Below are 21,378 nucleotides of genomic sequence, written 5' to 3' on the forward strand. Positions count from 1 at the left end.
GGGCCTCGACTCTCGACTCACCGCACTCGTCTTCCCTGTGGCGTTGCCAGGTCCCGGGTGTGGACCGGCAGGGCGGCGTTGCGGTTGGGTCTCCTTGAGCGGGATGCCGGTTGGGTGATCCTCGGGTTGGGCACCGCTGCGCAGTGCCGCCCTGCCGTCCCTCACCCTCGTTTTCAGGAGCGGGACCCTCCGTGTTCGAAGCGCCGCACCTTCGGCGAAGCCCCTGGCGCTGGCTCCGGTGGCTCGACCGAGGCTCCGCCGCGGAGACGGGACCCACCTGCTTCCACGAAGCCAAGCAGAGCGCGGCAGACGCGGTGATGGAAGGGGTGCGCCTGTCGGTGCCCACCACACCCGCGCAGGCCACCGCCGCCCTCAAGCTCGCCGACGATATCGGGGACCGGTTCCCGCTGGTCGGTGCCCCCACAAGCCTGTGAGGGGTGTTCATGGTGGACGAGTCGGCCGGTAAGCCGGATTCTGTTTCCCAGATGATCATCTATCTGAGGCCCGACGTTGCCGCCGGGCTCCTGCAACCTACCCGGACGCCTCGCGCGAGCAGCGCTCAAGTGGCGTCCGCGGCCGGCCAAAGGCCGACCTTCTTGGTCTTGCTCCGGGTGGGGTTTACCTAGCCGCACCGGTCACCCGGCACGCTGGTGGTCTCTTACACCACCGTTTCACCCTTACCTGTTGCCAGGCGGTCTGTTTTCTGTGGCACTGTCCCGCGGGTCACCCCGGGTGGGCGTTACCCACCACCCTGCTCTGAGGAGTCCGGACTTTCCTCAGCCACCGAAGTGGCCGCGATCATCTGGCCGACTCGTCCGCAGACCATCGTACCCGCTGGATGGATGCGGTCAGTTCGGCCGCGACAGTGTCACCTTGCCCGACCGCACATCCACCTTGTCGACGCGGACGCGGATCTCCGAGCCCACCTCCTTCTGCGACGCCTTGACGCGCAGCTCGACGGCGGGGTCGGGCACCTGCAGGGTGCCGACTCCGGTCTTGGGGTGCACGTCAGTGACCACGCCGGTCAGCACGCGGCCCAGGGCGCCGCGCAGGACGAGCGCCTCGGCCAGGTCGAGCACCCCGTTCTCGTAGGCCCGGGCTGCCCGCCCGGAGTCGGCCATCTCGGCCGGCAGCGCATCGAGGCCGTCACGGGCCCACTGCGGAACCTCCACACCGTTGAGCAGCGCGTGGCACACCTCAAGGACGTAGCGGTCGACGAGGCGGCGCAGCGGGGCCGTGGTGTGCGCGTAGGGCGCGGCGAGGGCGGAGTGCTCCAGGTGTGCGTCGGGGACCGCGCCGTCGAAGGCCAGGTAGCCGGCGCCGCGGAACAGCATGGTGCATTTGGTGAGCACGGCCAGCTCGCGTGGATTGTCCGGGGACAGCGACCGCACGAACTCGGGGTAGCCCATGGACTTCGGCCAGGCGACGCCCAGCGTGGCGGCCGCTCGGCGGAGCTTCTCCAGCGACCACTGTTCGGCGGGCGGCAGCGTACGCAGGATGCCCACCCCGCCGTCAAGCATGGTGCGGGCGGCAGCGAAGCCGGTGAGCAGGGAGATCTGCGCGTTGTGGTCCTCGACCGGCACCAGGCTCCGGAACTCCAGCTGCCAGGTCCCGTCGTGCTCGAGGATCTCCTGCTCCGGCAGATTGAGCGAGACGCCTCCCCGCTGGATCTCCAGCTGGCGACGCAACTCCCCCACCTCCGGCAGGAGCGCGATGCTGGGATGCGACTCGTCGCGATCGAGGTCGCGCTGGACGCCGTCGTAGTTGAGCTTCGCGCGGCTCAGCACCAGGGCCCTGGTCAGGGAGACCCCGCGGAGCTCCCCCGCGGAGTCGAGCCGGTGCTCCCACAGCATCGCGGGGCGTGGCACGCCGTCGGCCAGGAGGGAGGCCGCACCCTCCGCCAACACGGAGGGGTGGAGCGGGACGCGCGCGCTGGGGGCGTAGAACGTCTGGCCCCGGCGATGGGTCTCCTCCTCCAGGGCGGTGCCGGGCCGCACGAAGTGGGCCACGTCGGAGATGGCGTAGCGCACCAGGTAACCGTCGCCGTCGCGCTCGATCTGCAGCGCCTGATCCAGGTCCGTGGAGGACTCCGGGTCGATGGTGACGAACTCGATGTCGGTGCGGTCCACATGCCCACTGGGCGGCAGCTGCGCCGCCAGCTCGGCCTCGGCCAGCACCTCCGCCGGGAAGGACGTGGGCAGCTCGAGCCGTCGCTGGAGATCCAGGAGGCCGTGGTGGACCTCAGCCGGGATATTGCGGATGTCCAGATGCGTCGACGGCATCAGAGGCCGGACTCCGCCGTGCGCACCAGGATGCGGTCACACTCCACGCAGCGCACCACCTGCTCCGCGGGCGCCCGACGGTAGAGATCCAGGTCCGAGACGGTCAGCTGCAGCTGGCAGCCGCCACAGCGCCCGGCCTTCAGGAGGGCCGCCCCCAGCCCGGACGAGGCCCGCATCTTCTCGTAGAGCGCCAGAACGGCGACCGGGATGCGGGCGGCGATGGGCGCGCGGGCCACGCTCAGGTCCTTCGCCTCTTGGCTCAGCTTGGCAACCGCCTCGTCGCGCACGGCCACCTCTTCGTGCAGCCGGGCCTCGATCTCGATCTTGCGGGCCGCGATCTTCTCCCGGTGTGCGACGGCCTCCTCCAGCCGGCCCATCACCTCCAGCTCCGAGTCCTCCAGATCCGAGATGCGGCGCTGGAGGTGGGCGACCTCGTCCTGGAGCGAGCGCAGGATCTTGCCGTCGGTGACGGAGCCGTCGACGATGCGCTTCTCGTCCCGCGCCAGCCTGGCCCGCACCGGCTCGAGGTCCGCCTCAGCCTTGCTGACGGCGACCTGAAGGTCGTCGGCCTCGGTGGTGGAGAAGATCAGCTCGTCGGTGACGCGCTGGCGGGCGGCGATGAGGTCCGCGATGGCCTTGTGCTGAGGAAGGGACCGGGCCGCGTGCTGAATCCTGGCCACCTCCGAATCGAGGTCGGCCAACGTGAGCAGCGAGCGTTGGGCGGCGGGGTCAGCGAGCATCGGGGCGTCCTTTATCCAGTTTGGGGTGCGCCCCAGACTACCCGCCGGGCCTGGCCCGGAGACTCAGAGCGCTAGACGCGACTTGACCTTCTCAGCGAGGGTGTCGGCGATCCGGCGCGCCGCCTCGTCCGTGGGCGCCTCCACCATCACGCGCACCACCGGCTCCGTGCCGGAGGGGCGAAGCAGCACCCGTCCCGCGTCGCCCAGCTCCCGGGACGCGGCCGCCACCGCCTGCTGAACCCCTGTGTCGATGCCGGCGCGCAGCTTGTCCACACCGCGGACGTTGATGATCACCTGCGGGAGCACCGTCATGACGGAGGCGAGCTCCTTCAGGGACCTGCCGGTGGAGATCATGCGGGCCGCCAGGTGCAGGCCTGTGAGGGTGCCGTCTCCGGTGTTGGCGAACTCGTTGATGATGACGTGGCCGGACTGCTCGCCGCCGAGGGCGAAACCGTTGGCGTTCATGGACTCCAGAACGTAGCGGTCCCCCACCTTCGTCTGATCCACGCGGATGCCGTGCTCCCGCATCGCGTTGATCAGCCCCAGGTTGCTCATCACGGTTGCGACGACGGTGTCGGAGTGCAGACGGTGCTCCTCCTTCATGGCGATGGCGAGGATGGCCAGGATGTGGTCGCCGTCCACCACGTTGCCGGCATGGTCGACGGCGAGGCAGCGGTCCGCGTCCCCGTCGAGGGCGATGCCCAGATCCGCGCCCTCGGCCTTGACGCGCGCGATCAGGTCGCCGAGGTGGGTGGAGCCACAGTCGCGGTTGATGTTGAGCCCGTCAGGATCGGCGTGGATGGCGATCACCCGCGCACCCTGGGCCGCGAACGCCTCCGGGGCGGTGGCCGAGGCGGCGCCGTTGGCGCAGTCGATCACCACGGTGAGGCCCTCCAGGGAGGCGTCCTCGCCCAACGAACCCACCAGGTGAGCGACGTAGGCCTCGACGGCGCCCAGATCGCTGCGGATGCGGCCGACGGCGTCCCCGATGGGACGCTCCCAGCCTTCACCCATCCGGGTCTCGATGGCGTCCTCCAGGTAGTCGTCGAGCTTGACGCCGCCCTTGGAGAAGAACTTGATGCCGTTGTCCGGCATGGGATTGTGCGAGGCGGAGATCATCACGCCCAGATCAGCGTGCAGGCTGTTGACCAGGAAGGCGACGCCCGGCGTGGGCAGCACCCCGAGCCGCAGCACGTCCACGCCCGCCGAGGCCAACCCGGCGATGACTGCCGCCTCGAGGAACTCGCCGCTGGCTCGCGGGTCTCGGCCGACGAGGGCCACGGGCCGATGCCCGGCGAAGGCGCCGGCCTCCCCCAGGATGTGCGCCGCCGCGACCGAAAGGTCGAGCGCCAGCTCGGCGGTCAGTTCGCTGTTCGCGACGCCACGGACGCCGTCGGTACCAAAGAGTCGTGCCACGCAGGCGAGACTACCGCCGCCTGACGCAGCCGGGCGAATTCCTCGTCGAATGCGACGAACGCCCACCCCCTGCGCGGGGATGGGCGTTCGAGGAGCGGCTGGAATCAGCGCTTGCTGTACTGCGGGGCCTTGCGGGCCTTCTTGAGACCGGCCTTCTTGCGCTCGATGATGCGGGAGTCACGCGTCAGCATCCCGGCCTTCTTGAGGGCGGGACGCGAAGCCTCGGTGTCCACCGCGTTCAGCGCGCGGGCGATGCCCAGGCGGAGGGCGCCGGCCTGACCGGTGATGCCGCCGCCGTGGATGCGGGCGATCACGTCATAGGAGCCGGACACGCCGGCCACCACGAACGGGTCGCTGACGAGCTGCTGGTGCACCTTGTTGGGGAAGTAGTCCTCAAGGGTGCGGCCGTTGATGGTCCAGGAGCCGGAGCCGGGAGCGATGCGGACGCGGGCGACCGCCTCCTTGCGGCGGCCGGTGGCGCCCATGGGGGCGACGACGGCGGGACGCACGTCGGAGCCGGCGGCGGCAGCCGGGTTGGCGTCCGAGCGGTAGGCGATCTCGCGGTTCTGATCGTCGACGAACGGGGTGATCTCGTCCGCGACGGTCTCTTCGATGTCAGCAGTCTGGGTCATGGGATGCGTCTCGCTCTCGCTCACTGGGCGATCTGGGTGATCTGGTAGGCCTGCGGCTGTTGCGCGGCGTGCGGGTGCTCCGGGCCGGCGTAGACCTTGAGCTTCCCGATCAGCTGACGGCTCAGCTTGTTCTTGGGCAGCATGCCCCACACAGCGAGCTCAACCGCCTTACGGGGATCCTTGTTCAGCATCTCTCCGATAGAGACGGCCTTGAGGCCGCCCGGTCGGCCGGAGTGCGAGTAGCGCATCGAATCCGTGCGCTTGTTGCCGGAGACAGCGATCTTCGAGGCGTTGACGACGACGACGAAGTCTCCGCCGTCGACGTGCGGGGCGAAGGTGGCCTTGTGCTTGCCGCGCAACAGGGTGGCAGCGGCCACGGCGAGACGCCCGAGGATGACGTCCTCGGCATCAATCACATGCCAGTTCCGGGCGATTTCGCCCGGCTTTGGGGTGTACGTAGACACGAGACCAACTTCCATTCGTTTCCAAACAAACTGCGGATCGCACTGGCGGCGTCGACTCGCGGAGCCGCAGCCGACCCCAGTAAGTCGCACAGGCCTCTCGGCGCGCAACAGCTGCCAAGCTTACGTGGCCGGAGGCCAGCGGGGCAAATCGGTGCGCCACCTCGACGGTGCCCGCCCGGGAGGCGCTCCCCCACCGATTTGCGGGGGTTGCCTCATTGCGCCCTCACGAGGGGTCTAACGTTAGGCCATGGCCTCAAAGACGAGTCCCCAGATCGCCGTCTCGACCCCCATCGACGTCCGCAACGTCGTCCTCGTGGGAGCCAGCGGCTCGGGCAAGACAACACTGTTCGAACATCTTCTGCGCGCCCGCATCGAGGGCTACCGCGGCGAGAAAGACACCCCCGAGCGGGGGGCATCGCTGACGCTGGCCTCGATCCCGTCAAACAATGTGCAGATCAACCTCCTCGACGCCCCCGGGCATGCGGAGTATGTCGGCGAGCTGCGGGCGGGCCTTCGGGCTGCCGACGCGGCGATCTTCGTCGTCGCCGCCGGCGAGGACATCGACGCCGGCACCGTCGCGCTGTGGCACGAATGCCAGGACGTCCAGATGCCCCGCATCCTCGCCATCACCAAGCTGGACCAGGGGCGCGCGGACTTCGAGCTGATGGTCTCGGTCGTGCAGGACACGTTCGGCGACAACATCATCCCTGCCCTCATCCCGCTCGAGGTCGACGGGGAGAACGTGGGCAACCTCTCTCTGCTGAACAAGCGCGCGCACGACTACTCGTCGGGAGTCCGGGTGTCGCGGGATGCCACGGAGGAGGAGTTGGCGCTCATCGACGAGCGCCGCGCCCCCCTGCTGGAGGCCATCATCACCGAGGTGCAGGACGAGGACCTCATGGAGCGCTACCTCGAGGGCGAGGAGCTGGCCGCCGAAGAGGTGCACACCGCGCTGCTGGCGGCGGTGGAGTCGGGACGGTTCTTCCCGGTGCTGCCTGCCCACACCACCTCGGACAAGGGCACCGAGGAGCTGATGCGCTGGATCGAACGCGGCTTCCCGGCCCCGGCGTCGCACCACATCCCACCGATCACCACACCCAACGGCGCCACGCTGCCGCCTGCGTCGTGCGAGCCTGACGGCCCGCTCGTCGCGCAGGTCATCCGCACCACGTCGGACAACTTCGCCGGCCGCACCAGCCTGGTGCGGATCTTCAGCGGGTCGCTGAGGGTCGACGACGTCGTCCACGTCTCGGGGCACCGCGAGCTCTTCGGCGCGGAGGCCGACCCGATGCATCCGGACCACGACGACGACGAGCGGATCGGCCCGATGAGCGTCACCCTCGGCGGCGAGATCGTCGCCAAGCCGGTGGCTGTCGCGGGCGAGATTGTCGCGGTGACCCGGCTCTCGAAGGCCGAGACCGGGGACACGCTGTCGGATCCCGCCCGCCCCGCGCTGCTTCCGCCCTGGTCTCTACCCTCGCCTCAGCTGCCTGTCGCCATCCACGCGGCCAGCCGCGGCGATGAGGACAAGCTCGCATCCGCCCTCCACCGTCTCGCGCTGGAGGACCCCACGGTGCATCTGGAGCGCAACGCGGGCACCGAGCAGCAGCTGCTGTGGGTGATGGGCCAGGCCCACAAGGAGCTGCTCTTGGCGCGGCTCAGGGACCGCTACCAGGTGGGCTTCAAGGAGGAGCCGGTGCGGGTGGCGTTGCGGGAGACGTTCGTGGCGCCGTCGAAGGGCAAGGGCCGCCACGTCAAGCAGTCCGGCGGGCATGGTCAGTTCGCGGTCTGCGACGTCGAGGTGGAACCCCTCCCCCGTGGCGGCGGTTTCGAGTTCGTGGACAAGGTGGTGGGCGGCTCGGTGCCGCGTGCCTACATCGGCTCCGTCCAGAAGGGCCTCGAGCAGCAGCTTGCGCACGGCACCACCTTCGGGATGCCGATGGTGGACGTGCGGGTGACCCTCTACGACGGCAAGTCCCACTCGGTGGACTCCTCGGACATGGCGTTCCAGGTGGCCGGCCAACTCGCGCTCCGGGACGCCGCCGGCCCCGGGAAGGTGGGCCTGCTGGAGCCCATCGACCGGGTGCGCGTCACCACCGGCGACTCGTTCATGGGCTCGGTGCTCACGGACCTCGCCGGCCGCAGGGCGCAGGTGCAGGGCAGCGACCTCGACGGCCAGGGCCACGCCACCATCGAGGCACTGGTTCCGCAGAGCGAGCTCGTGACCTACCCGATCGACCTGCGCGGCGTCGCGCAGGGCACCGGCAGCTTCACCCGCGAGTTCCACGGCTACGAGTTGATGCCCGAGGAGCTCTGGCCGAAGCAGTAGTTCCAGGCAGAGTCGCGGCCGCGTGTTCCCGTCAGGGGCGCGCGGCCGCGCCGCGTCCGGGATGCCCCACGACGGCGTCGAGGAGCGCGTCGGCGACCTCACGTTTGGTGCCTGCCGACTCGGCGATCACCGCATCGTCGGCGCCCAGGATCAGCACCCTGTTGTCCGCCGCCTCGAAGCCCTTGTGCCAGCCCACCTCGTTGACGGCCAGCAGGTCGACGCCCTTGCCGCGACGCTTGGCGACGGCGCGGCGCAGCAGTTCGTCGCCGGTGGAGGTCTCCGCCGCGAAGGCGACGATCAGCTGCCCGGGGCGGCGCCGGGCGGCCAGGCCGGCGACGATGTCCTCGTTCTCCACCAGCGTCAGCACCGGCGGGGCCCCCGCCTCCTTGGTGAGCTTCCCTTCGGAGGTTTCCGCCACCCGGTAGTCCGCGACGGCGGCCGCCATGATGACGACGTCGGCCGTCCGCGTCAGCTCTCCCATCACGGCCGACAGCTCGGAGGCTGACCCGGCGGTGCGCGTCTCGATCCCGGGCCGCTGGGCGGGGCGCAGCACGTCGGCGTCGATGTTGCAGGCCGCGAGGTAGACCCTCGCGCCGCGCTCGGACGCCGCCACCGCCAGCGCCACCCCCTGCCGACCGCTGGACCGGTTGCCGAGGTAGCGGACGGGATCGATGGGCTCGCGGGTCCCTCCGGCCGACACCGCGACGGTGAGCCCCGCGAGATCCTGCCGGTGGGCGCTGATCCGCCGCGCCGCCGCGTGGATCTCGTCGGGTTCGCTCATCCGGCCCGGCCCGGAGTCGCCGCCGGTGAGCGGTCCGTCTGCCGGCCCGATCACGTGCACGCCCCTGGACCTGAGCGTGGCCATGTTCGCCACCGTCGCCGGGTGCTGCCACATCTCGGTGTGCATCGCCGGCGCGATGAGCACCGGTGCGCGGGTGGCGAGCAGGGTGGTGCCGAGCAGGTCGGAGGCGAGGCCGGCCGCCATCGACGCGATCGTGTTGGCGGTGGCCGGCGCGACCACCACCAGGTCGGCCCGCTGGCCGAGCGCCACGTGCCGCACCTCGGGCACGTCGTCGTGGACGGAGGTGGTGACCCGGTTGCGGGAGATCGCTTCCCACGTGGGAAGCCCGACGAACCGCAGAGCATCCTCGGTGGGGACGACGTGCACCTCGTGCCCGTCGAGTACGAACAGGCGGACGAGCTGGACGGCCTTGTAGGCGGCGATGCCGCCCGTGACTCCCACGACGATGACCATGCCGACGATTCTTCCAGAGGCATCCGCGTTGCGCCGGTACGGAGACCGGGGCCCGGTACTGTCGCGGCATGTGCACTGTGGTGATCCGGGTGCCGGAGCCGGGTGAGGGTCCGGTCCGGGTGCTGGCGGTCCGAGACGAGGACCCGGAGCGTCCCTGGCTGCCGTGGGGCGCCTGGTGGCCGGATCGGCCGTCGGTACGCGGGGTCCGGGACGAGCTTGCCGGCGGGGCCTGGCTCGCCGCCGACGGGTCGCGGCTCGCCGTGCTGCTCAATCGCGCAGGCGGCGCGGACGTGCCGGTGCCCACCTCGAGGGGATCGCTGGTGTTGGACGCGGTGGCGGGGCGGCCGCTGCCCGAGCCGCTGACCACCCTGGGCTTCAACCTGGTGGAGGCCCACGCCGAGGGCGCGCGCGTCACGTCGTGGGAGGGCGGGCGCCCCAGTGTCACGGACCTGGCGCCCGGCACGCACATGGTGGCCCACGAGGACGTCGATGATCCCACCACCCCGAGGATCGCGCAGTGGTTGGGCCGCTTCGCGACCACCGCCACCGACGACCGGGGCGACGGCCGCTGGTGGGAGGCTTGGCTACGGGTGCTGGAGGAGTCCGCCCGGCTCGAGGCCGCCGACGACAGGGCGATCATCCGCGACAACCGGCCTCACGGCTACCCGACGCTCAGCCTGCTGGTGGCCGTGGCGTCGCTCGACGCCTCGGGGATCCGGGTGGCTACGGACGCGCTGGCGCGACCCGGTCAGTGGAACCGTCCGCGCCTCTGAAGGGTGGCTCAGAAGATGGAGCCGTTGTCCACGATCTGCTTGCCGAAGGGGAAGCAGGTCACGGGGATCATCTTGAGGCTGACGTAGGCGTTCGCGATGCCGATGATCGTGAGGGTCTGCGCCAACGCCGCGGCGACGTGCGCCAGGGCCAGCCACCAGCCGGCGATGAGGAACCAGATCACGTTCATGATCGCGGATCCGGCCCCGGCTTCCGGCCGCCTGATCACGCTCCGCCCGAAGGGCCAGAGGACGTAGTTCGCCATCCGGAACGACGCGACGCCGGCCGGGATGGTGATGATGAAGATGCAGGCGATCACGCCGGCGACGAAGTAGCCGAGGGCGAGCCAGAACCCGCCGAAGACGACCCAGATGATGTTGAGCAGTGTGCGCATGTCTCTCCTTGTGGCGCGGCCGACATGCACAAGCGTATGCGCTGCGCAGCGGGCTCCGGGCCGGCCCTGCGGGGTAGGGCCCCCGGTGAGGCCGACGGCGATCCCCACTAGGCTGGTCCGGTGGATCCGCTGCCCCCCAGACTGCACCGCGACGTTGTGAGCTTCGTCCGACGCAGCGCGCGCATGAACGAGTCCCAGGCGAGGTCCTGGGAGCGCCACCGCGACACCTACGTGGTGGACCTGCCCCGGGGGCCCATGTCCACCTCAATCGCCGACGATGCCACCGTGGACTGGGCTGCGGAGTTCGGGCGCGAGGCGCCGCTGATCGTGGAGATCGGCTCCGGCACGGGAGACTCGTTGGCGCCGATGGCCGCCGGGCGGCCGGAGTCGGACGTGGTGGCATTCGAGGTCTTCGAGCCTGCCATCGCCTCCACGGTGGGGCGGCTGGCCCGTGCCGGGGTGCTCAACGTCCGCATCGTCATCGCCGATGGCGCGCAGGGCCTGGACAGGCTCTTTGGCGACGGCACGGTCAGCGAGCTGTGGACGTTCTTCGCTGATCCCTGGCACAAGAAGCGCCACCACAAGCGGCGGCTGGTGGGGCCGGACTTCGCGGATGTGGTGACGGCCAAGCTCGCCCCCGGGGGACTGTGGCGGCTGGCCACCGACTGGGAGGACTACGCGCTCTGGATGAGGGATCACCTCGATGCCGCGCCGGGCCTGGTCAACGAGCACGACGGTTGGGCGCCGCGTCTCGCGGAGCGGCCCGTGACCAAGTACGAGGCCAAAGGGCTCGCCGCGGGCCGCCGCGTCTACGACCTCACGTATCGGAGGATCGATGCGGCTCAGGCTTGATCTGGCCTACGACGGCACCGCGTTCCACGGCTGGGCCACCCAGCCAGGGTTGCGTACCGTGCAGGAGGTGGTGGAGGAGCGGATCGGGCAGTTGCTGAGTCTGCCGGTGAGGCCCAGGCTGGTGGCCGCCGGGCGCACCGACGCGGGCGTCCACGCCCGCGGTCAGGTCTGCCACCTCGATCTCGTCCTCCCTGAGGGTGCACCCGCCGCGCACCAGCCGGACGGCGCGGCCTACCTCTACCGCCGCCTCCGCCGCGCCCTCCCCGCCGACGTGGTCGTCAAGGCCGTCTCCCCCGCCCCGGCGGGATTCCACGCCCGCTATTCCGCCATCTGGCGGCGGTACTGCTACCGGGTCCTGAGCGCCGACTCCCCGCCGGACCCGTTGGTGCGGAGCCACGTGGTGTCGCTGCGACACACCGTCGACTTCGACCGCTTCAACGCCGCGGCCGCGACCCTCATCGGTTTGAGGGAGTTCGCGCCGTTCTGCAAGCCCCGCGACGGTGCCACCACCATCCGCGAGCTGCGGGAGTTCAGCGCCACCCGGCGCAGCGACGGCCTGATCGAGATCCATCTTCTGGCCGACGCGTTCTGCCACTCCATGGTCCGCTCACTGGTGGGCGCCGTCACTGCGGTGGCCGCCGGCCGCCGCGACCTCGCCTGGCTGGAGCGGGTCGCCGCCACCCCTGCCAGGCACGGCGAGGTGCTCGTGATGCCCGCCCGTGGGCTCACCCTCGAAGAGGTGGGCTACCCCGCCGACGACCGCCTCGCGGCCCGCGCCCTCGAGGCCCGCGCTACGCGCACCCTGGAGGATCTGTGAGCCACTACTTCCACACGCCGGAGGGTCCGGTCTCGACCCGGCAGATCACCGCGCACATCTGGGGCATGGAGCTGAGCTTCACCACCGCCGGCGGCGTGTTCTCCGGGGCCCGCCTGGACCCAGGCACGGCGATCCTGCTGAGGGAATCGCTGCCGCCTGAGGAGGGTCACCTGCTGGACCTGGGGTGCGGCTTCGGACCCATCGCGGTGGCTCTGGCTGCGGCCTCCCCCGCGGTCACCGTCGACGCCGTCGACGTCAACGCCCTCGCCGTCGAGCTCACCGGTCTCAACGCCGCTGCTGCCGGGGTCGCGGAGCGGGTGCGGGCCACGGCCCCCGACGGCGTCGCGGCGGAGGTCCGCTACCGCGAGATCTGGTCAAACCCGCCCATCCGGATCGGCAAGGTGGCCCTGCACCAGCTCCTGCTCACCTGGCTCCCCCGCCTTGAGCCGGGCGGCGTGGCGCGCCTCGTGGTGAACAAGAACCTTGGCGGTGACTCGCTCCAGCGCTGGCTCATCGAGCAGGGCTATCCCACCGAGCGGGTCGCCTCCGCCAAGGGCTTCCGGATCCTCGAGGTGTCCCCGGGCCCGTCGCCCGAGTGATCGCGCCCCTGAGGGTGGCGACGCGGTGATCCGCGACTCGAAGGACAGCGGGTTCTGCCTAGACTGACGTCTCGAAGCGCCATAGTTGAAGCACGAACTATTTTTCGCCCCTAGGATGGGAGAGTCAGCGCGCCCCCGGGCGCGAGTCTTTCCACAAGGAGTGAGCATGACCTACACCCTCCCCGACCTCGACTACGACTACAGCGCGCTTGCGCCCCACATCGCCCCCGAGATCATGGAGCTGCACCACAGCAAGCACCATGCCGCCTACGTCAAGGGCATCAACGACGCGCTCGAGCAGCTCGCCGCCGCGCGCGAGAAGGGCGACCTGGGCGCCGTCAACAAGCTGAGCAAGGACGCCGCCTTCCACCTCGGCGGGCACATCAACCACTCCGTGTTCTGGAAGAACATGTCCCCCGACGGCGGGGACCGCCCCGACGGCGAGCTCGCCTCGGCGATCGACGAGTACTTCGGCGGCTTCGAAGGCTTCCAGAAGCATTTCAACGCCGTGGCCAACGGCATCCAGGGCTCCGGCTGGTCGATGCTCGTGTGGGACACCCTGGGCCAGCGGATGAACATCAACCAGCTGTTCGATCAGCAGGGCAACCTGCCGGCCGGCCAGATCCCGCTGCTGCAGCTCGACATGTGGGAGCACGCCTTCTACCTGCAGTACAAGAACGTCAAGGGCGATTACGTCAACGCCTGGTGGAACGTGGTCAACTGGGCCGACGTCGCCGAGCGCTTCACGAAGGCCAAGGCCGCCTCGGCCGCCCTCGCCTGATCCGACGCCGACACGTTGAAGGGCCCCGGGGATTCCCCGGGGCCCTTCAACGTGATCGAGTCAGTCGAGGAGGGTGCGGTCCGCCAGGCTGGCTCCCTTGATCTTCGAGAACTCCTCCAGCAGGTGCTCGGCGGTGATGTGCTTCTTGGCCGCCTCGTCGACCTCGAGGACCACCTTGCCCTCGTGCATCATGATGAGCCGGTTGCCCAGCTCGATGGCCTGGTGCATGTTGTGGGTGACCATGAGGGTGGTGAGGCGGTGGCGGGCGACGGCCTCCCCGGTCAGCCGGGTGATCAGCTCCGCCCGCGACGGGTCCAGGGCCGCGGTGTGCTCGTCGAGCAACAGGATCGACGGCTGGGCATAGGTGGCCATGAGCAGGCTGAGCGCCTGCCTCTGACCGCCCGACAGCATGCCCACGCGCATCTGGAGCCGGTCCTCCAGGCCGAGTTCCAGCGTGGCCAGCGCCTCGCGGTACAGCGCCCGCTTCGGCTTGGTGACCGCCATCCCCAGGCCCCGGCGCTTGCCGCGCTCGAAGGCGATGGACAGGTTCTCCTCGATGGTGAGGTGCGGCGATGTCCCGGCCATGGGGTCCTGGAACACGCGCGCCACCCACTTCGCGCGGCGGTGCTCGGGCATCCTCGTGACCTCGCGTTCGTCGATCAGCACCTGTCCGCCCTCGGCGAGATAGCGACCCGCCACCACGTTGAGCATCGTGGACTTGCCGGCGCCGTTGGAGCCGATGACCGTGACGAAGTCGCCCTCGTGCAGGGTGAGGGTCAGGCTGTCGAGCGCGAGCCGCTCGTTGACGGTACCGGGGAAGAACCGCTTGGTGACGTTGACGAGCTTGAGCATCAGGCAGCCGCCCCTTCAGTGATCGCCTTGGCGCGCCTGCGCTGCGCGCGCAGCCTCCGGATCGGGTCCCACGCAGGCAGGACGAGGGCGAGGACGACGAGCACCGCCGAGACGAGTTTCATGTCGTTGGGGTTGAACCCGTTGCTGAGCGCCACCTGGATGACGCCGCGGTAGATCACGGAGCCCAGCGCGGCGGCCATGACGGCCTGCCACACCGAGGTCAGCCCGAAGATCGCCTGGCCCACGATCACCGACGCGAGCCCGGCGACGATGAGGCCGATGCCCATGGAGATGTCGGAGAAGCCCTGATACTGGGCCACGAGCGTCCCGCAGAGCGCCACCAGGCCGTTGGAGATCATGAGGCCGACGATCTTGGTGGACCCGGTGTTGATGCCCTGCGACTGGGCCATCAGCTCGTTGTCGCCCGTGGCGCGCATCCCGACGCCGTAGCTGGTGCCGAGGAACCAGTACACCAGCACGCCGATCACGATCACCACGACCGCGAAGAGGCCCACCGACGTCCAGGTGCCCAGCACCTTGTCCGCCCGCAGGCCGGAGAACAGCGTATCCTGGCGCAGCAGCGGGACGTTGGCCTTGTTGCCCATGATCCGCAGGTTGATCGAATACAGGGCGATCTGGGTCAGGATGCCCGCCAACAGCGGGTTGATCCCGCCCCACACGTGCAGCAGGCCGGTAACGGCGCCGGCGATCATGCCGGCCACCACCCCGGCCACCATCGCGAGCGGGATCGGGGCCCCGTTCACGATGAGGATGGCGCAGGTGGCCGCCCCCGTCGTGAAGGAGCCATCCACCGTGAGGTCCGGGAAGTCCAGGACCCGGTAGGTGAGATACACCCCCAGCGCCATGACGGCGTAGAGGAGTCCGATCTCGAGCGCGATGATCATGGTGTGTGTCTACTCGTCGGTCAGAACTGCTTGGTGGCGCGGGAGACGATGGCCTCGGGCAGCGTCAGGCCCTGCTTCGCGGCGCCCTCCACGTTGACGAAGAGGTCGAACTCCTTCTGCGTCTCCACCGCGATCTCGGAGGCCGGGGTGCCCTCCAGCAGCTTGAGGAACACCGCTGCGGCGTCCTTGCCCTGCTGGGTGTAGTTCACCGACAGGCCGGCGGCCGCGCCGCGCTCCATCGTCGACTCGTCGGAGGCGAACACGGGCTTCTGCTTCTGTTCGGCGACCTGGATGAGCGACTCTGCGGCGGAGACCACGGTGTTGTCGGTGGGGATGAGGTAGGCGTCGACGTCGAGGGACTCGGCGGCCTGCTGGACCTCAGACGAGTTCGTGACGGTGGCCGACACGATCTCGATGCCCATCTCGCCGGCGGCCTCCTCGGCCTCCGTGACCTGGACCTCGGAGTTGACCTCGCCGGAGGAGTAGACGATGCCGACGGTCGCCACCTCGGGCAGCGCCTCCTTGATCAGCTCCAGCTGCTCCTTCATCGGGTTGAGGTCCGAGACGCCCGTGATATTGGCGTCCGGGGCGTCCCACGACGACACCAGCCCGGCCTCAACCGGGTCGGTGACGGCCGCGAACACGATGGGGCGGTCCGTGATGACGTTGGCCAGCGACTGCGCCGTGGGCGTAGCGATGGCGAGGAAGCCGTCGTAGTCCGACGAGGCGAACGTGTTGGCGATGTTGGTGAGCGTGGACTGGTCGCCCTGGGCGTTCTGGAGGTCGAACTCCGCGTTCTCGCCTTCCACGTAGCCGGCCTCGGCCAGCGCGTCGATGAAGCCCTGCTGGGCGGCGTCGAGCGCGGGGTGGGACACGATCGTGGCGATGCCGACGCTGATCGACTCGGGCGCAGCCTGGGACTCGGCGGCCGAGCTTGAGGCGGCGACGGTGGACTCGGCGGGGCTGGTGGCGGGGCTGGTAGTACCGCCGCAGGCGGTGAGTGCGAGGGCGCTGGCTGCGCCGATCGCGAGGGCCTTGAGCTTCATGATTCTCCTAGAAGGGGTTCCGCTGATTCGGTGTCTCGCTGATGGCTCAGCGTAGTTTCAGGGCGGGGGTCGCAACGAGCCCGTCCACATCAGTAGGTGGTGGCCGCGTCTTCAGCCACGTCGTCCGGGATGGTGACGCCCATCCGCTCAACGGCCGCCGGGTTGATCACAAGATCGAGCGCCTCCGCCAGCTCCACGGGCGTCTCGGCGGGGTCAGCGCCCTCGATGATGCGGGCGATCATGGCCGCGGTCTGCAGACCCTGGGCCTTGTAGTCGGTGGCCAGCGCCGCGGCGGCGCCCCGCTCCACGGAATCAGGATCGGAGGTGACGAGGAGGCGCTGGCGCTGCTCCGCCACCTGGATCATGGATTCCATCGCCGAGACCACCGTGTTGTCCACCAGCACGAAGTAGGCGTCGACGTCCAGGGACTCCGCGGCCTGCTGCACCTCGGAGGAGTTGGTGATGGTGGCTGTCTTGACCTCGATGCCCAGCTCGGCGCCGGCCTCGATGGCGGCCTCCGCCTGCACCTGGGCGTTGACTTCGGCCGACGAGTAGACGATCCCGACGGTCTTCACCTCCGGCATGATGCGCTGGATGACGGCGAGCTGCTCGTCGGTGGGCAGCTGGTCGCTGGTTCCGGTCACGTTGCCGCCGGGGTTGTCCATGGATTCGACGAGCCCCGCGGCAACGGGGTCCGTCACAGAGGCGAACACGATGGGCCTGTCCTGGACCACTTGTGCCAGGGCCTGCGCCGGCGGCGTGGCCAGCGCGACGAACAGGTCGTGGTCCGAGGCTGCGTAGGTGTTGGCGATGCTGGTGAGCGTCGCCTGGTCCCCCTGCGGGTTCTGGAACTCGAGCGTCAGGTTCTCGCCCTCCACGTAGCCGGCCTGCGCCAGGCCCTCCCTGATGCCCTCGAACACTGCGTCCAGTGACGGGTGGGACACGATGGTCACCGCCCCGATCGACACGGTCGCCTTCTCGGGGGCGCTGGAACCGCCGTCTCCGGGCGCGGCCTCGGAGCCCCCTGGGGCAGTGGCGCCTGTTCCGCACCCGGCCACCAGCAGTGCACCGGCCAGAGCAACAGCCCACACTTCGCGTCGCGTCATCACAGTCTCCTCCTTCGGCGTCGCCCAACCTTATCTACGACGGGCGTCGCCACCGAAACCGGGCCCACCAGTGGTGTCCGGGAACGCAAAGAGGGGGCCCTCGAAGGCCCCCTCTCTGTAGTGTGCGTGCTACTTGGCGTCGGTCTCCTCGACCTCAGCCTCGTCAGCCTCGTCAGCGGCGGCCGGGGCCTCGTCGACGAGGTCAGCCTCCACAGTCTCGTCGGCAGCGGACTCCTCGACGACCGGGGCCTCGTCGACGACCGGGGTCTCCTCGACCTTGTCGGCCTTCTTCGCGGCCTTCGGCTTCGACACGACGGGCTCGGTGATGATCTCGATCACCGCGAGCGGGGCGTTGTCGCCCTTGCGGTTGCCGATCTTCGTGATGCGGGTGTACCCGCCTTCACGACCCTCGAGCGACGGCGCGATCTCCTCGAACAGGCGACGCACGACGTCCTTGTCCGTGACGGAGGTGAGCACGAGGCGACGCGCGTGCAGGTCCCCCCGCTTGGCCTTCGTCAGCAGCTTCTCAGCCAGCGGCTGGACGCGCCGGGCACGCGTCTCGGTGGTGGTGATGCTTCCATGCTCGAAGAGCTGGGTGGCGAGGTTGCGCAGGATGAGGCGCTCGTGGGCCGGGCTGCCGCCCAGACGAGCGCCCTTGGTTGGCTTGGGCATGTCTATTCTCCAGAACTAGTGGGCGGTCAGTACTGCTCGGTCTCGGCGAAGTCAGCGTCCTCGTCGTTGTCCTCGTCGTAGCGCTCGATGGCCTGCAACGGGTCGAAGCCGGGGTGCGAGTCACGCAGCGCGAGACCGAGACCGGCCAGCGTCTCCTTGACCTCGTCGATGGACTTCGATCCGAAGTTGCGGATGTCGAGCAGGTCCTCTTCGCTGCGGGCCACGAGCTCGCCCACGGTGTGGATGCCCTCGCGCTTGAGGCAGTTGTAGGAACGCACCGACAGCTCAAGATCCTCGACGGGGAGGTTGAGCGACTCGGCTATCTGCTCGTCGACGGGCGACGGGCCGATCTCGATGCCCTCGGCATCTGCGTTGAGCTCCCGGGCGAGGCCGAAGAGCTCCACCAGGGTGCGGCCGGCCGAGGCCATGGCATCGCGGGGGGCGATCGACGGCTTGGTCTCCACGTCGATGATGAGGCGATCGAAGTCGGTGCGCTGGGCCACGCGGGTGGCCTCCACCTTGTAGGTCACCTTCAGGACCGGCGAGTAGATCGAATCCACGGGGATCCGGCTGATCTCGGCGTCGGGGTTCTTGTTCTGCACGCTGGACACGTAGCCGCGGCCTCGCTCGACCACCAGCTCCATCTCGATCTTCCCGTTGTCGTTGAGCGTGGCGATGTGCAGCTCCGGGTTGTGGATCTCGACGCCCGCGGGGGGCTGGATGTCACCAGCGGTGACGGTGCCTGCGCCGGCCTTCCGGAGGTACATGACCACCGGCTCGTCCTCCTCGGAGGAGAGCACGAGGCTCTTCAGGTTGAGGATGATCTCGGTGACGTCTTCGACGACGCCCTCAAGGGTGGAGAACTCGTGCTGGTTGCCCTCCACCTTGATGCTGGTCACCGCGGCGCCAGGGATCGAGGACAGCAGGGTACGGCGCAGTGAGTTGCCGAGCGTGTAGCCGAAGCCGGGCTCCAGCGGTTCGATCATGAACCGTGAACGGAACTCGGAGACGACGTCCTCGGAGAGGCTGGGGCGCTGTGCGATAAGCATGGGTGTTCCTTCCCGCACCAACCGATATCTGATGGTGCGAATGCGGCCGCGAGGCCTGAGGGTGATACGGGCCGACCGGAACTCCCGGCCGGCCCTTCAGCATTACTTCGAGTAGAGCTCGACGATCATCTGCTCCTGGACATCCACGACGATCTGCTCGCGGACGGGGAGCTGGTGCACGAGGATCCGCATCCGGTTGGGACGGGCCTCGAGCCACGCGGGGACCGCGCGGTCGCCGTGGGTCTCGCGGGCGATGACCAACGGGGCCATGGTCAGCGACTTCTCCGCGACGTCGATGATGTCGTGCGCGCGGACGCGGTACGACGGGATGTTCACGCGCTGACCGTTGACCAGGAAGTGGCCGTGGACCACGAGCTGGCGGGCCTGCCGACGGGTGGTGGCGAAGCCTGCGCGGTAAACCACGTTGTCCAGGCGCGACTCGAGGATCTGCAGCAGACGGTCACCGGTCTTACCCGGATGACGATCAGCTTCCTGGTAGTAGCGGCGGAACTGCTTCTCCAGGACGCCGTAGGCGTAGCGCGCCTTCTGCTTCTCCTTGAGCTGCAGCGAGTACTCGGAGTCCTTCGTGCGGCCGCGACCGTGCACACCCGGGGGGTACGGACGGCGCTCGAAGGCCTTGTCGTTGCCAACCAGGTCTGTCCCGAGACGACGAGACTTCTTGGTCAAAGGGCCGGTGTAACGAGCCATTTTCTTCTAGTCCTTTTCTCTCGGGCGATCAGACGCGACGGCGCTTGGGCGGGCGGCAGCCGTTGTGCGGCGTCGGGGTCACGTCCGAGATGGCGCCGACCTCGAGGCCGACGGCCCCCAGGGAGCGGATCGCGGTCTCACGGCCGGAGCCGGGGCCCTTGACGAACACGTCGATGCGCTTCATGCCGTGCTCCATGGCACGACGGCCAGCGGCCTCGGCGGCCATCTGCGCAGCGAACGGCGTCGACTTGCGGGAGCCCTTGAAGCCGACGGTTCCGGCTGAGGCCCACGCAATCACAGCCCCGGTGGGATCGGTGATCGAGATGATGGTGTTGTTGAAGGTGCTCTTGATATGCGCCTGACCGGCGAGCACGTTCTTCTTTTCCTTGCGGCGCACCTTGGTTTTGGTGGCGGCCGCCTTGCGGCTTGCAGTAGCCATTGAGTCCTTCTCCTAAGTCCTGCAGAGGGGCGCGGGTTAGCGCGCCTTCTTCTTGCCAGCGACGGCCTTCTTCTTGCCCTTGCGGGTGCGCGCATTGGTGCGCGTGCGCTGACCACGAACCGGCAGACCACTGCGGTGGCGACGGCCCTGGTAGTTACCGATCTCAACCTTGCGGCGGATGTCGGCGGCAACCGTACGGCGGAGGTCGCCCTCGATCTCGTACTTGCCTTCGATGTGGTCGCGCAGGGCGACGAGCTGGTCCTCCGTGAGCTGGTGGACTCGGACATCTCCGCTGATACCAGTGGCGGAGAGGGTCTCGGCGGCGCGGGTCTTCCCGACGCCGAAGATGTAGGTGAGTGCGACTTCCAGACGCTTTTCGCGCGGGAGGTCAACACCAACGAGGCGTGCCATCAGGCGGTTACCTTTCTCAAACATGTCGATCCTGACTCGATGAGGAGCCCGGTCGCGGACCGCGAAGGTGTGTGGCGTGAAGCGTCCCCGCCGCCTGTGGTGCACTCATGCACCGACGGGGCCCTGGCCTTCGCCCAGGGGTGGGGACCCCGAGAGGGGTCCTTGCGTTCACGTTGCTTTCAGTTGTCGGCGGAGTGGGCGATCGACCCGTCCCGCGGTGTTCTGCATGCCAGGGGCCAGTGGCCCCGGGTCAGCCCTGCCGCTGCTTGTGGCGAGGGTTTTCGCAGATCACCATCACACGACCGTGCCGGCGGATGACCTTGCACTTGTCGCAGATCTTCTTGACGCTCGGCTGAACCTTCATTCGAGCAACCTTTTCAATCGGCGACTGGGAGCGCGGACGCGCCCAATCTTGTGGTGGATAGCTTGATCGACATGCCGGGCATGCAGACATGTCCGGTCATAGACGACCGACGCACCACTCTACGTGACGAGGGCTCGAGTTGCCAAAACGAGGAGGCTCCCCTGGGCTGGGGTGGCGGTGGCGCGACGGGAAAAGCAAAAAGGGCCCCCGCCGTCGATCGGCGAGGCCCTTCTCTGTGGCGTGCGACGGGTGTGCCGCGCTCACTTGTGACGGTAGACGATGCGTCCGCGCGTCAGGTCGTAGGGAGACAGCTCCACCACGACGCGGTCCGCGGGGAGGATGCGGATGTAGTGCTGGCGCATCTTGCCGCTGATGGTCGTGAGGACCTTGTGTCCGTTGGCCAACTCCACGCGGAACATCGCGTTGGGCAGGGCCTCGACCACGGTGCCCTCGAGCTCGAGGGCTCCTTCTTTCTTCGCCATGTATTCTCTCTC

25 protein-coding genes and 1 other RNA gene are annotated in these 21,378 nt (G+C 69.0%); 7 read left to right on the forward strand and 19 right to left on the reverse strand.

The genetic code is table 11. The features are described 5' to 3' along the window. Positions 1–191 precede the first annotated feature (191 nt). On the forward strand, positions 192–434 hold the full coding sequence (locus ACZK39_RS02230; RefSeq protein WP_463612397.1) for a hypothetical protein: 243 nt from the start codon (positions 192–194) through the stop codon (positions 432–434). A 13-nt stretch (positions 435–447) separates the two neighbouring features. Here ACZK39_RS02230 and rnpB read toward each other — a convergent pair. From rnpB to rplM, 6 genes are all read right to left on the reverse strand, one after another. Next, positions 448–814: RNase P RNA component class A (gene rnpB, locus ACZK39_RS02235), an RNA gene on the reverse strand. A 34-nt stretch (positions 815–848) separates the two neighbouring features. Continuing rightward, positions 849–2,282: an RNB domain-containing ribonuclease gene (locus tag ACZK39_RS02240; protein ID WP_459056408.1), complete on the reverse strand. Its 1,434-nt coding sequence runs from the start codon at positions 2,280–2,282 to the stop codon at positions 849–851. Further along, entirely contained in the window at positions 2,282–3,022 is a 741-nt protein-coding gene (locus tag ACZK39_RS02245; RefSeq protein WP_182782423.1) for a zinc ribbon domain-containing protein, read from the reverse strand. Before ACZK39_RS02245 ends, ACZK39_RS02240 begins: the two co-directional genes overlap by 1 nt. A gap of 63 nt (positions 3,023–3,085) precedes the next feature. Beyond that, positions 3,086–4,438, reverse strand: coding sequence for a phosphoglucosamine mutase (gene glmM / locus ACZK39_RS02250; RefSeq protein WP_182782422.1), 1,353 nt, complete (start codon positions 4,436–4,438; stop codon positions 3,086–3,088). A gap of 104 nt (positions 4,439–4,542) precedes the next feature. Then, complete coding sequence (gene rpsI / locus ACZK39_RS02255) at positions 4,543–5,070, reverse strand: 30S ribosomal protein S9 (protein ID WP_182782421.1); 528 nt, start codon at positions 5,068–5,070, stop codon at positions 4,543–4,545. A gap of 20 nt (positions 5,071–5,090) precedes the next feature. Beyond that, positions 5,091–5,534, reverse strand: a complete 444-nt coding sequence (rplM, locus tag ACZK39_RS02260; RefSeq protein ID WP_182782420.1) for a 50S ribosomal protein L13 — start codon at positions 5,532–5,534, stop codon at positions 5,091–5,093. A 247-nt stretch (positions 5,535–5,781) separates the two neighbouring features. On the opposite strand from rplM, the gene ACZK39_RS02265 reads away from it, so the two are divergent. Further along, on the forward strand, positions 5,782–7,863 hold the full coding sequence (locus ACZK39_RS02265) for an elongation factor G-like protein EF-G2 (protein ID WP_182800117.1): 2,082 nt from the start codon (positions 5,782–5,784) through the stop codon (positions 7,861–7,863). Positions 7,864–7,894: 31 nt separating this feature from the next. Here the strand turns inward: ACZK39_RS02265 and coaBC are convergent, their stop codons facing one another. Then, positions 7,895–9,118 carry a bifunctional phosphopantothenoylcysteine decarboxylase/phosphopantothenate--cysteine ligase CoaBC gene (gene coaBC, locus ACZK39_RS02270; RefSeq protein WP_459056406.1) on the reverse strand — a complete coding sequence of 408 codons (1,224 nt, stop codon included), beginning with the start codon at positions 9,116–9,118 and terminating at the stop codon, positions 7,895–7,897. Positions 9,119–9,186: 68 nt separating this feature from the next. On the opposite strand from coaBC, the gene ACZK39_RS02275 reads away from it, so the two are divergent. Continuing rightward, the gene (locus tag ACZK39_RS02275) at positions 9,187–9,891 is read left to right on the forward strand and encodes an NRDE family protein (protein ID WP_182782417.1); all 705 of its coding nucleotides are present in this window, start codon (positions 9,187–9,189) and stop codon (positions 9,889–9,891) included. A gap of 8 nt (positions 9,892–9,899) precedes the next feature. On the opposite strand, the gene ACZK39_RS02280 is transcribed toward ACZK39_RS02275, so the two are convergent. Beyond that, positions 9,900–10,283 (reverse strand): YccF domain-containing protein, encoded by a 384-nt coding sequence (locus tag ACZK39_RS02280; protein ID WP_182782416.1) that lies wholly within the window; start codon positions 10,281–10,283, stop codon positions 9,900–9,902. A gap of 120 nt (positions 10,284–10,403) precedes the next feature. On the opposite strand from ACZK39_RS02280, the gene trmB reads away from it, so the two are divergent. From trmB to ACZK39_RS02300, 4 genes are all read left to right on the forward strand, one after another. Then, complete coding sequence (gene trmB / locus ACZK39_RS02285; RefSeq protein ID WP_459056404.1) at positions 10,404–11,135, forward strand: tRNA (guanosine(46)-N7)-methyltransferase TrmB; 732 nt, start codon at positions 10,404–10,406, stop codon at positions 11,133–11,135. Then, positions 11,119–11,952, forward strand: a complete 834-nt coding sequence (locus ACZK39_RS02290; protein ID WP_459056403.1) for a tRNA pseudouridine synthase A — start codon at positions 11,119–11,121, stop codon at positions 11,950–11,952. Before trmB ends, ACZK39_RS02290 begins: the two co-directional genes overlap by 17 nt. Then, complete coding sequence (locus ACZK39_RS02295; RefSeq protein ID WP_370585712.1) at positions 11,949–12,551, forward strand: class I SAM-dependent methyltransferase; 603 nt, start codon at positions 11,949–11,951, stop codon at positions 12,549–12,551. The genes ACZK39_RS02290 and ACZK39_RS02295 overlap by 4 nt, the downstream gene beginning before the upstream one ends. A gap of 166 nt (positions 12,552–12,717) precedes the next feature. Then, the gene (locus ACZK39_RS02300; RefSeq protein WP_182782414.1) at positions 12,718–13,332 is read left to right on the forward strand and encodes a superoxide dismutase; all 615 of its coding nucleotides are present in this window, start codon (positions 12,718–12,720) and stop codon (positions 13,330–13,332) included. Positions 13,333–13,392: 60 nt separating this feature from the next. Here the strand turns inward: ACZK39_RS02300 and ACZK39_RS02305 are convergent, their stop codons facing one another. From ACZK39_RS02305 to infA, 11 genes are all read right to left on the reverse strand, one after another. Then, a complete protein-coding gene (locus tag ACZK39_RS02305) occupies positions 13,393–14,184 on the reverse strand; it encodes an ABC transporter ATP-binding protein (protein ID WP_182782413.1) in 792 nt (263 codons plus the stop codon). After that, positions 14,184–15,089, reverse strand: coding sequence for an ABC transporter permease (locus ACZK39_RS02310; protein WP_459056399.1), 906 nt, complete (start codon positions 15,087–15,089; stop codon positions 14,184–14,186). Before ACZK39_RS02310 ends, ACZK39_RS02305 begins: the two co-directional genes overlap by 1 nt. A gap of 20 nt (positions 15,090–15,109) precedes the next feature. Beyond that, the gene (locus tag ACZK39_RS02315; protein ID WP_182782411.1) at positions 15,110–16,135 is read right to left on the reverse strand and encodes an ABC transporter substrate-binding protein; all 1,026 of its coding nucleotides are present in this window, start codon (positions 16,133–16,135) and stop codon (positions 15,110–15,112) included. An 89-nt stretch (positions 16,136–16,224) separates the two neighbouring features. After that, on the reverse strand, positions 16,225–17,241 hold the full coding sequence (locus ACZK39_RS02320) for an ABC transporter substrate-binding protein (RefSeq protein WP_459056397.1): 1,017 nt from the start codon (positions 17,239–17,241) through the stop codon (positions 16,225–16,227). A 129-nt stretch (positions 17,242–17,370) separates the two neighbouring features. Further along, complete coding sequence (rplQ, locus tag ACZK39_RS02325) at positions 17,371–17,913, reverse strand: 50S ribosomal protein L17 (protein WP_182782409.1); 543 nt, start codon at positions 17,911–17,913, stop codon at positions 17,371–17,373. A 26-nt stretch (positions 17,914–17,939) separates the two neighbouring features. Beyond that, on the reverse strand, positions 17,940–18,962 hold the full coding sequence (locus ACZK39_RS02330) for a DNA-directed RNA polymerase subunit alpha (RefSeq protein ID WP_182782408.1): 1,023 nt from the start codon (positions 18,960–18,962) through the stop codon (positions 17,940–17,942). A gap of 102 nt (positions 18,963–19,064) precedes the next feature. Continuing rightward, positions 19,065–19,670 (reverse strand): 30S ribosomal protein S4, encoded by a 606-nt coding sequence (gene rpsD, locus ACZK39_RS02335; protein WP_182782407.1) that lies wholly within the window; start codon positions 19,668–19,670, stop codon positions 19,065–19,067. Between the two features lie 28 nt (positions 19,671–19,698). Beyond that, on the reverse strand, positions 19,699–20,109 hold the full coding sequence (gene rpsK / locus ACZK39_RS02340; RefSeq protein ID WP_182782406.1) for a 30S ribosomal protein S11: 411 nt from the start codon (positions 20,107–20,109) through the stop codon (positions 19,699–19,701). A 36-nt stretch (positions 20,110–20,145) separates the two neighbouring features. Further along, positions 20,146–20,520, reverse strand: a complete 375-nt coding sequence (gene rpsM, locus ACZK39_RS02345; RefSeq protein WP_182782405.1) for a 30S ribosomal protein S13 — start codon at positions 20,518–20,520, stop codon at positions 20,146–20,148. Positions 20,521–20,770: 250 nt separating this feature from the next. Then, positions 20,771–20,884 carry a 50S ribosomal protein L36 gene (rpmJ, locus tag ACZK39_RS02350; protein ID WP_020575560.1) on the reverse strand — a complete coding sequence of 38 codons (114 nt, stop codon included), beginning with the start codon at positions 20,882–20,884 and terminating at the stop codon, positions 20,771–20,773. 260 nt (positions 20,885–21,144) lie between these two features. Next, on the reverse strand, positions 21,145–21,366 hold the full coding sequence (infA, locus tag ACZK39_RS02355; protein ID WP_068749455.1) for a translation initiation factor IF-1: 222 nt from the start codon (positions 21,364–21,366) through the stop codon (positions 21,145–21,147). Between the last annotated feature and the right edge of the window lie 12 nt (positions 21,367–21,378).

The sequence above is a fragment of the Tessaracoccus luoxuelianae genome (assembly GCF_055326245.1).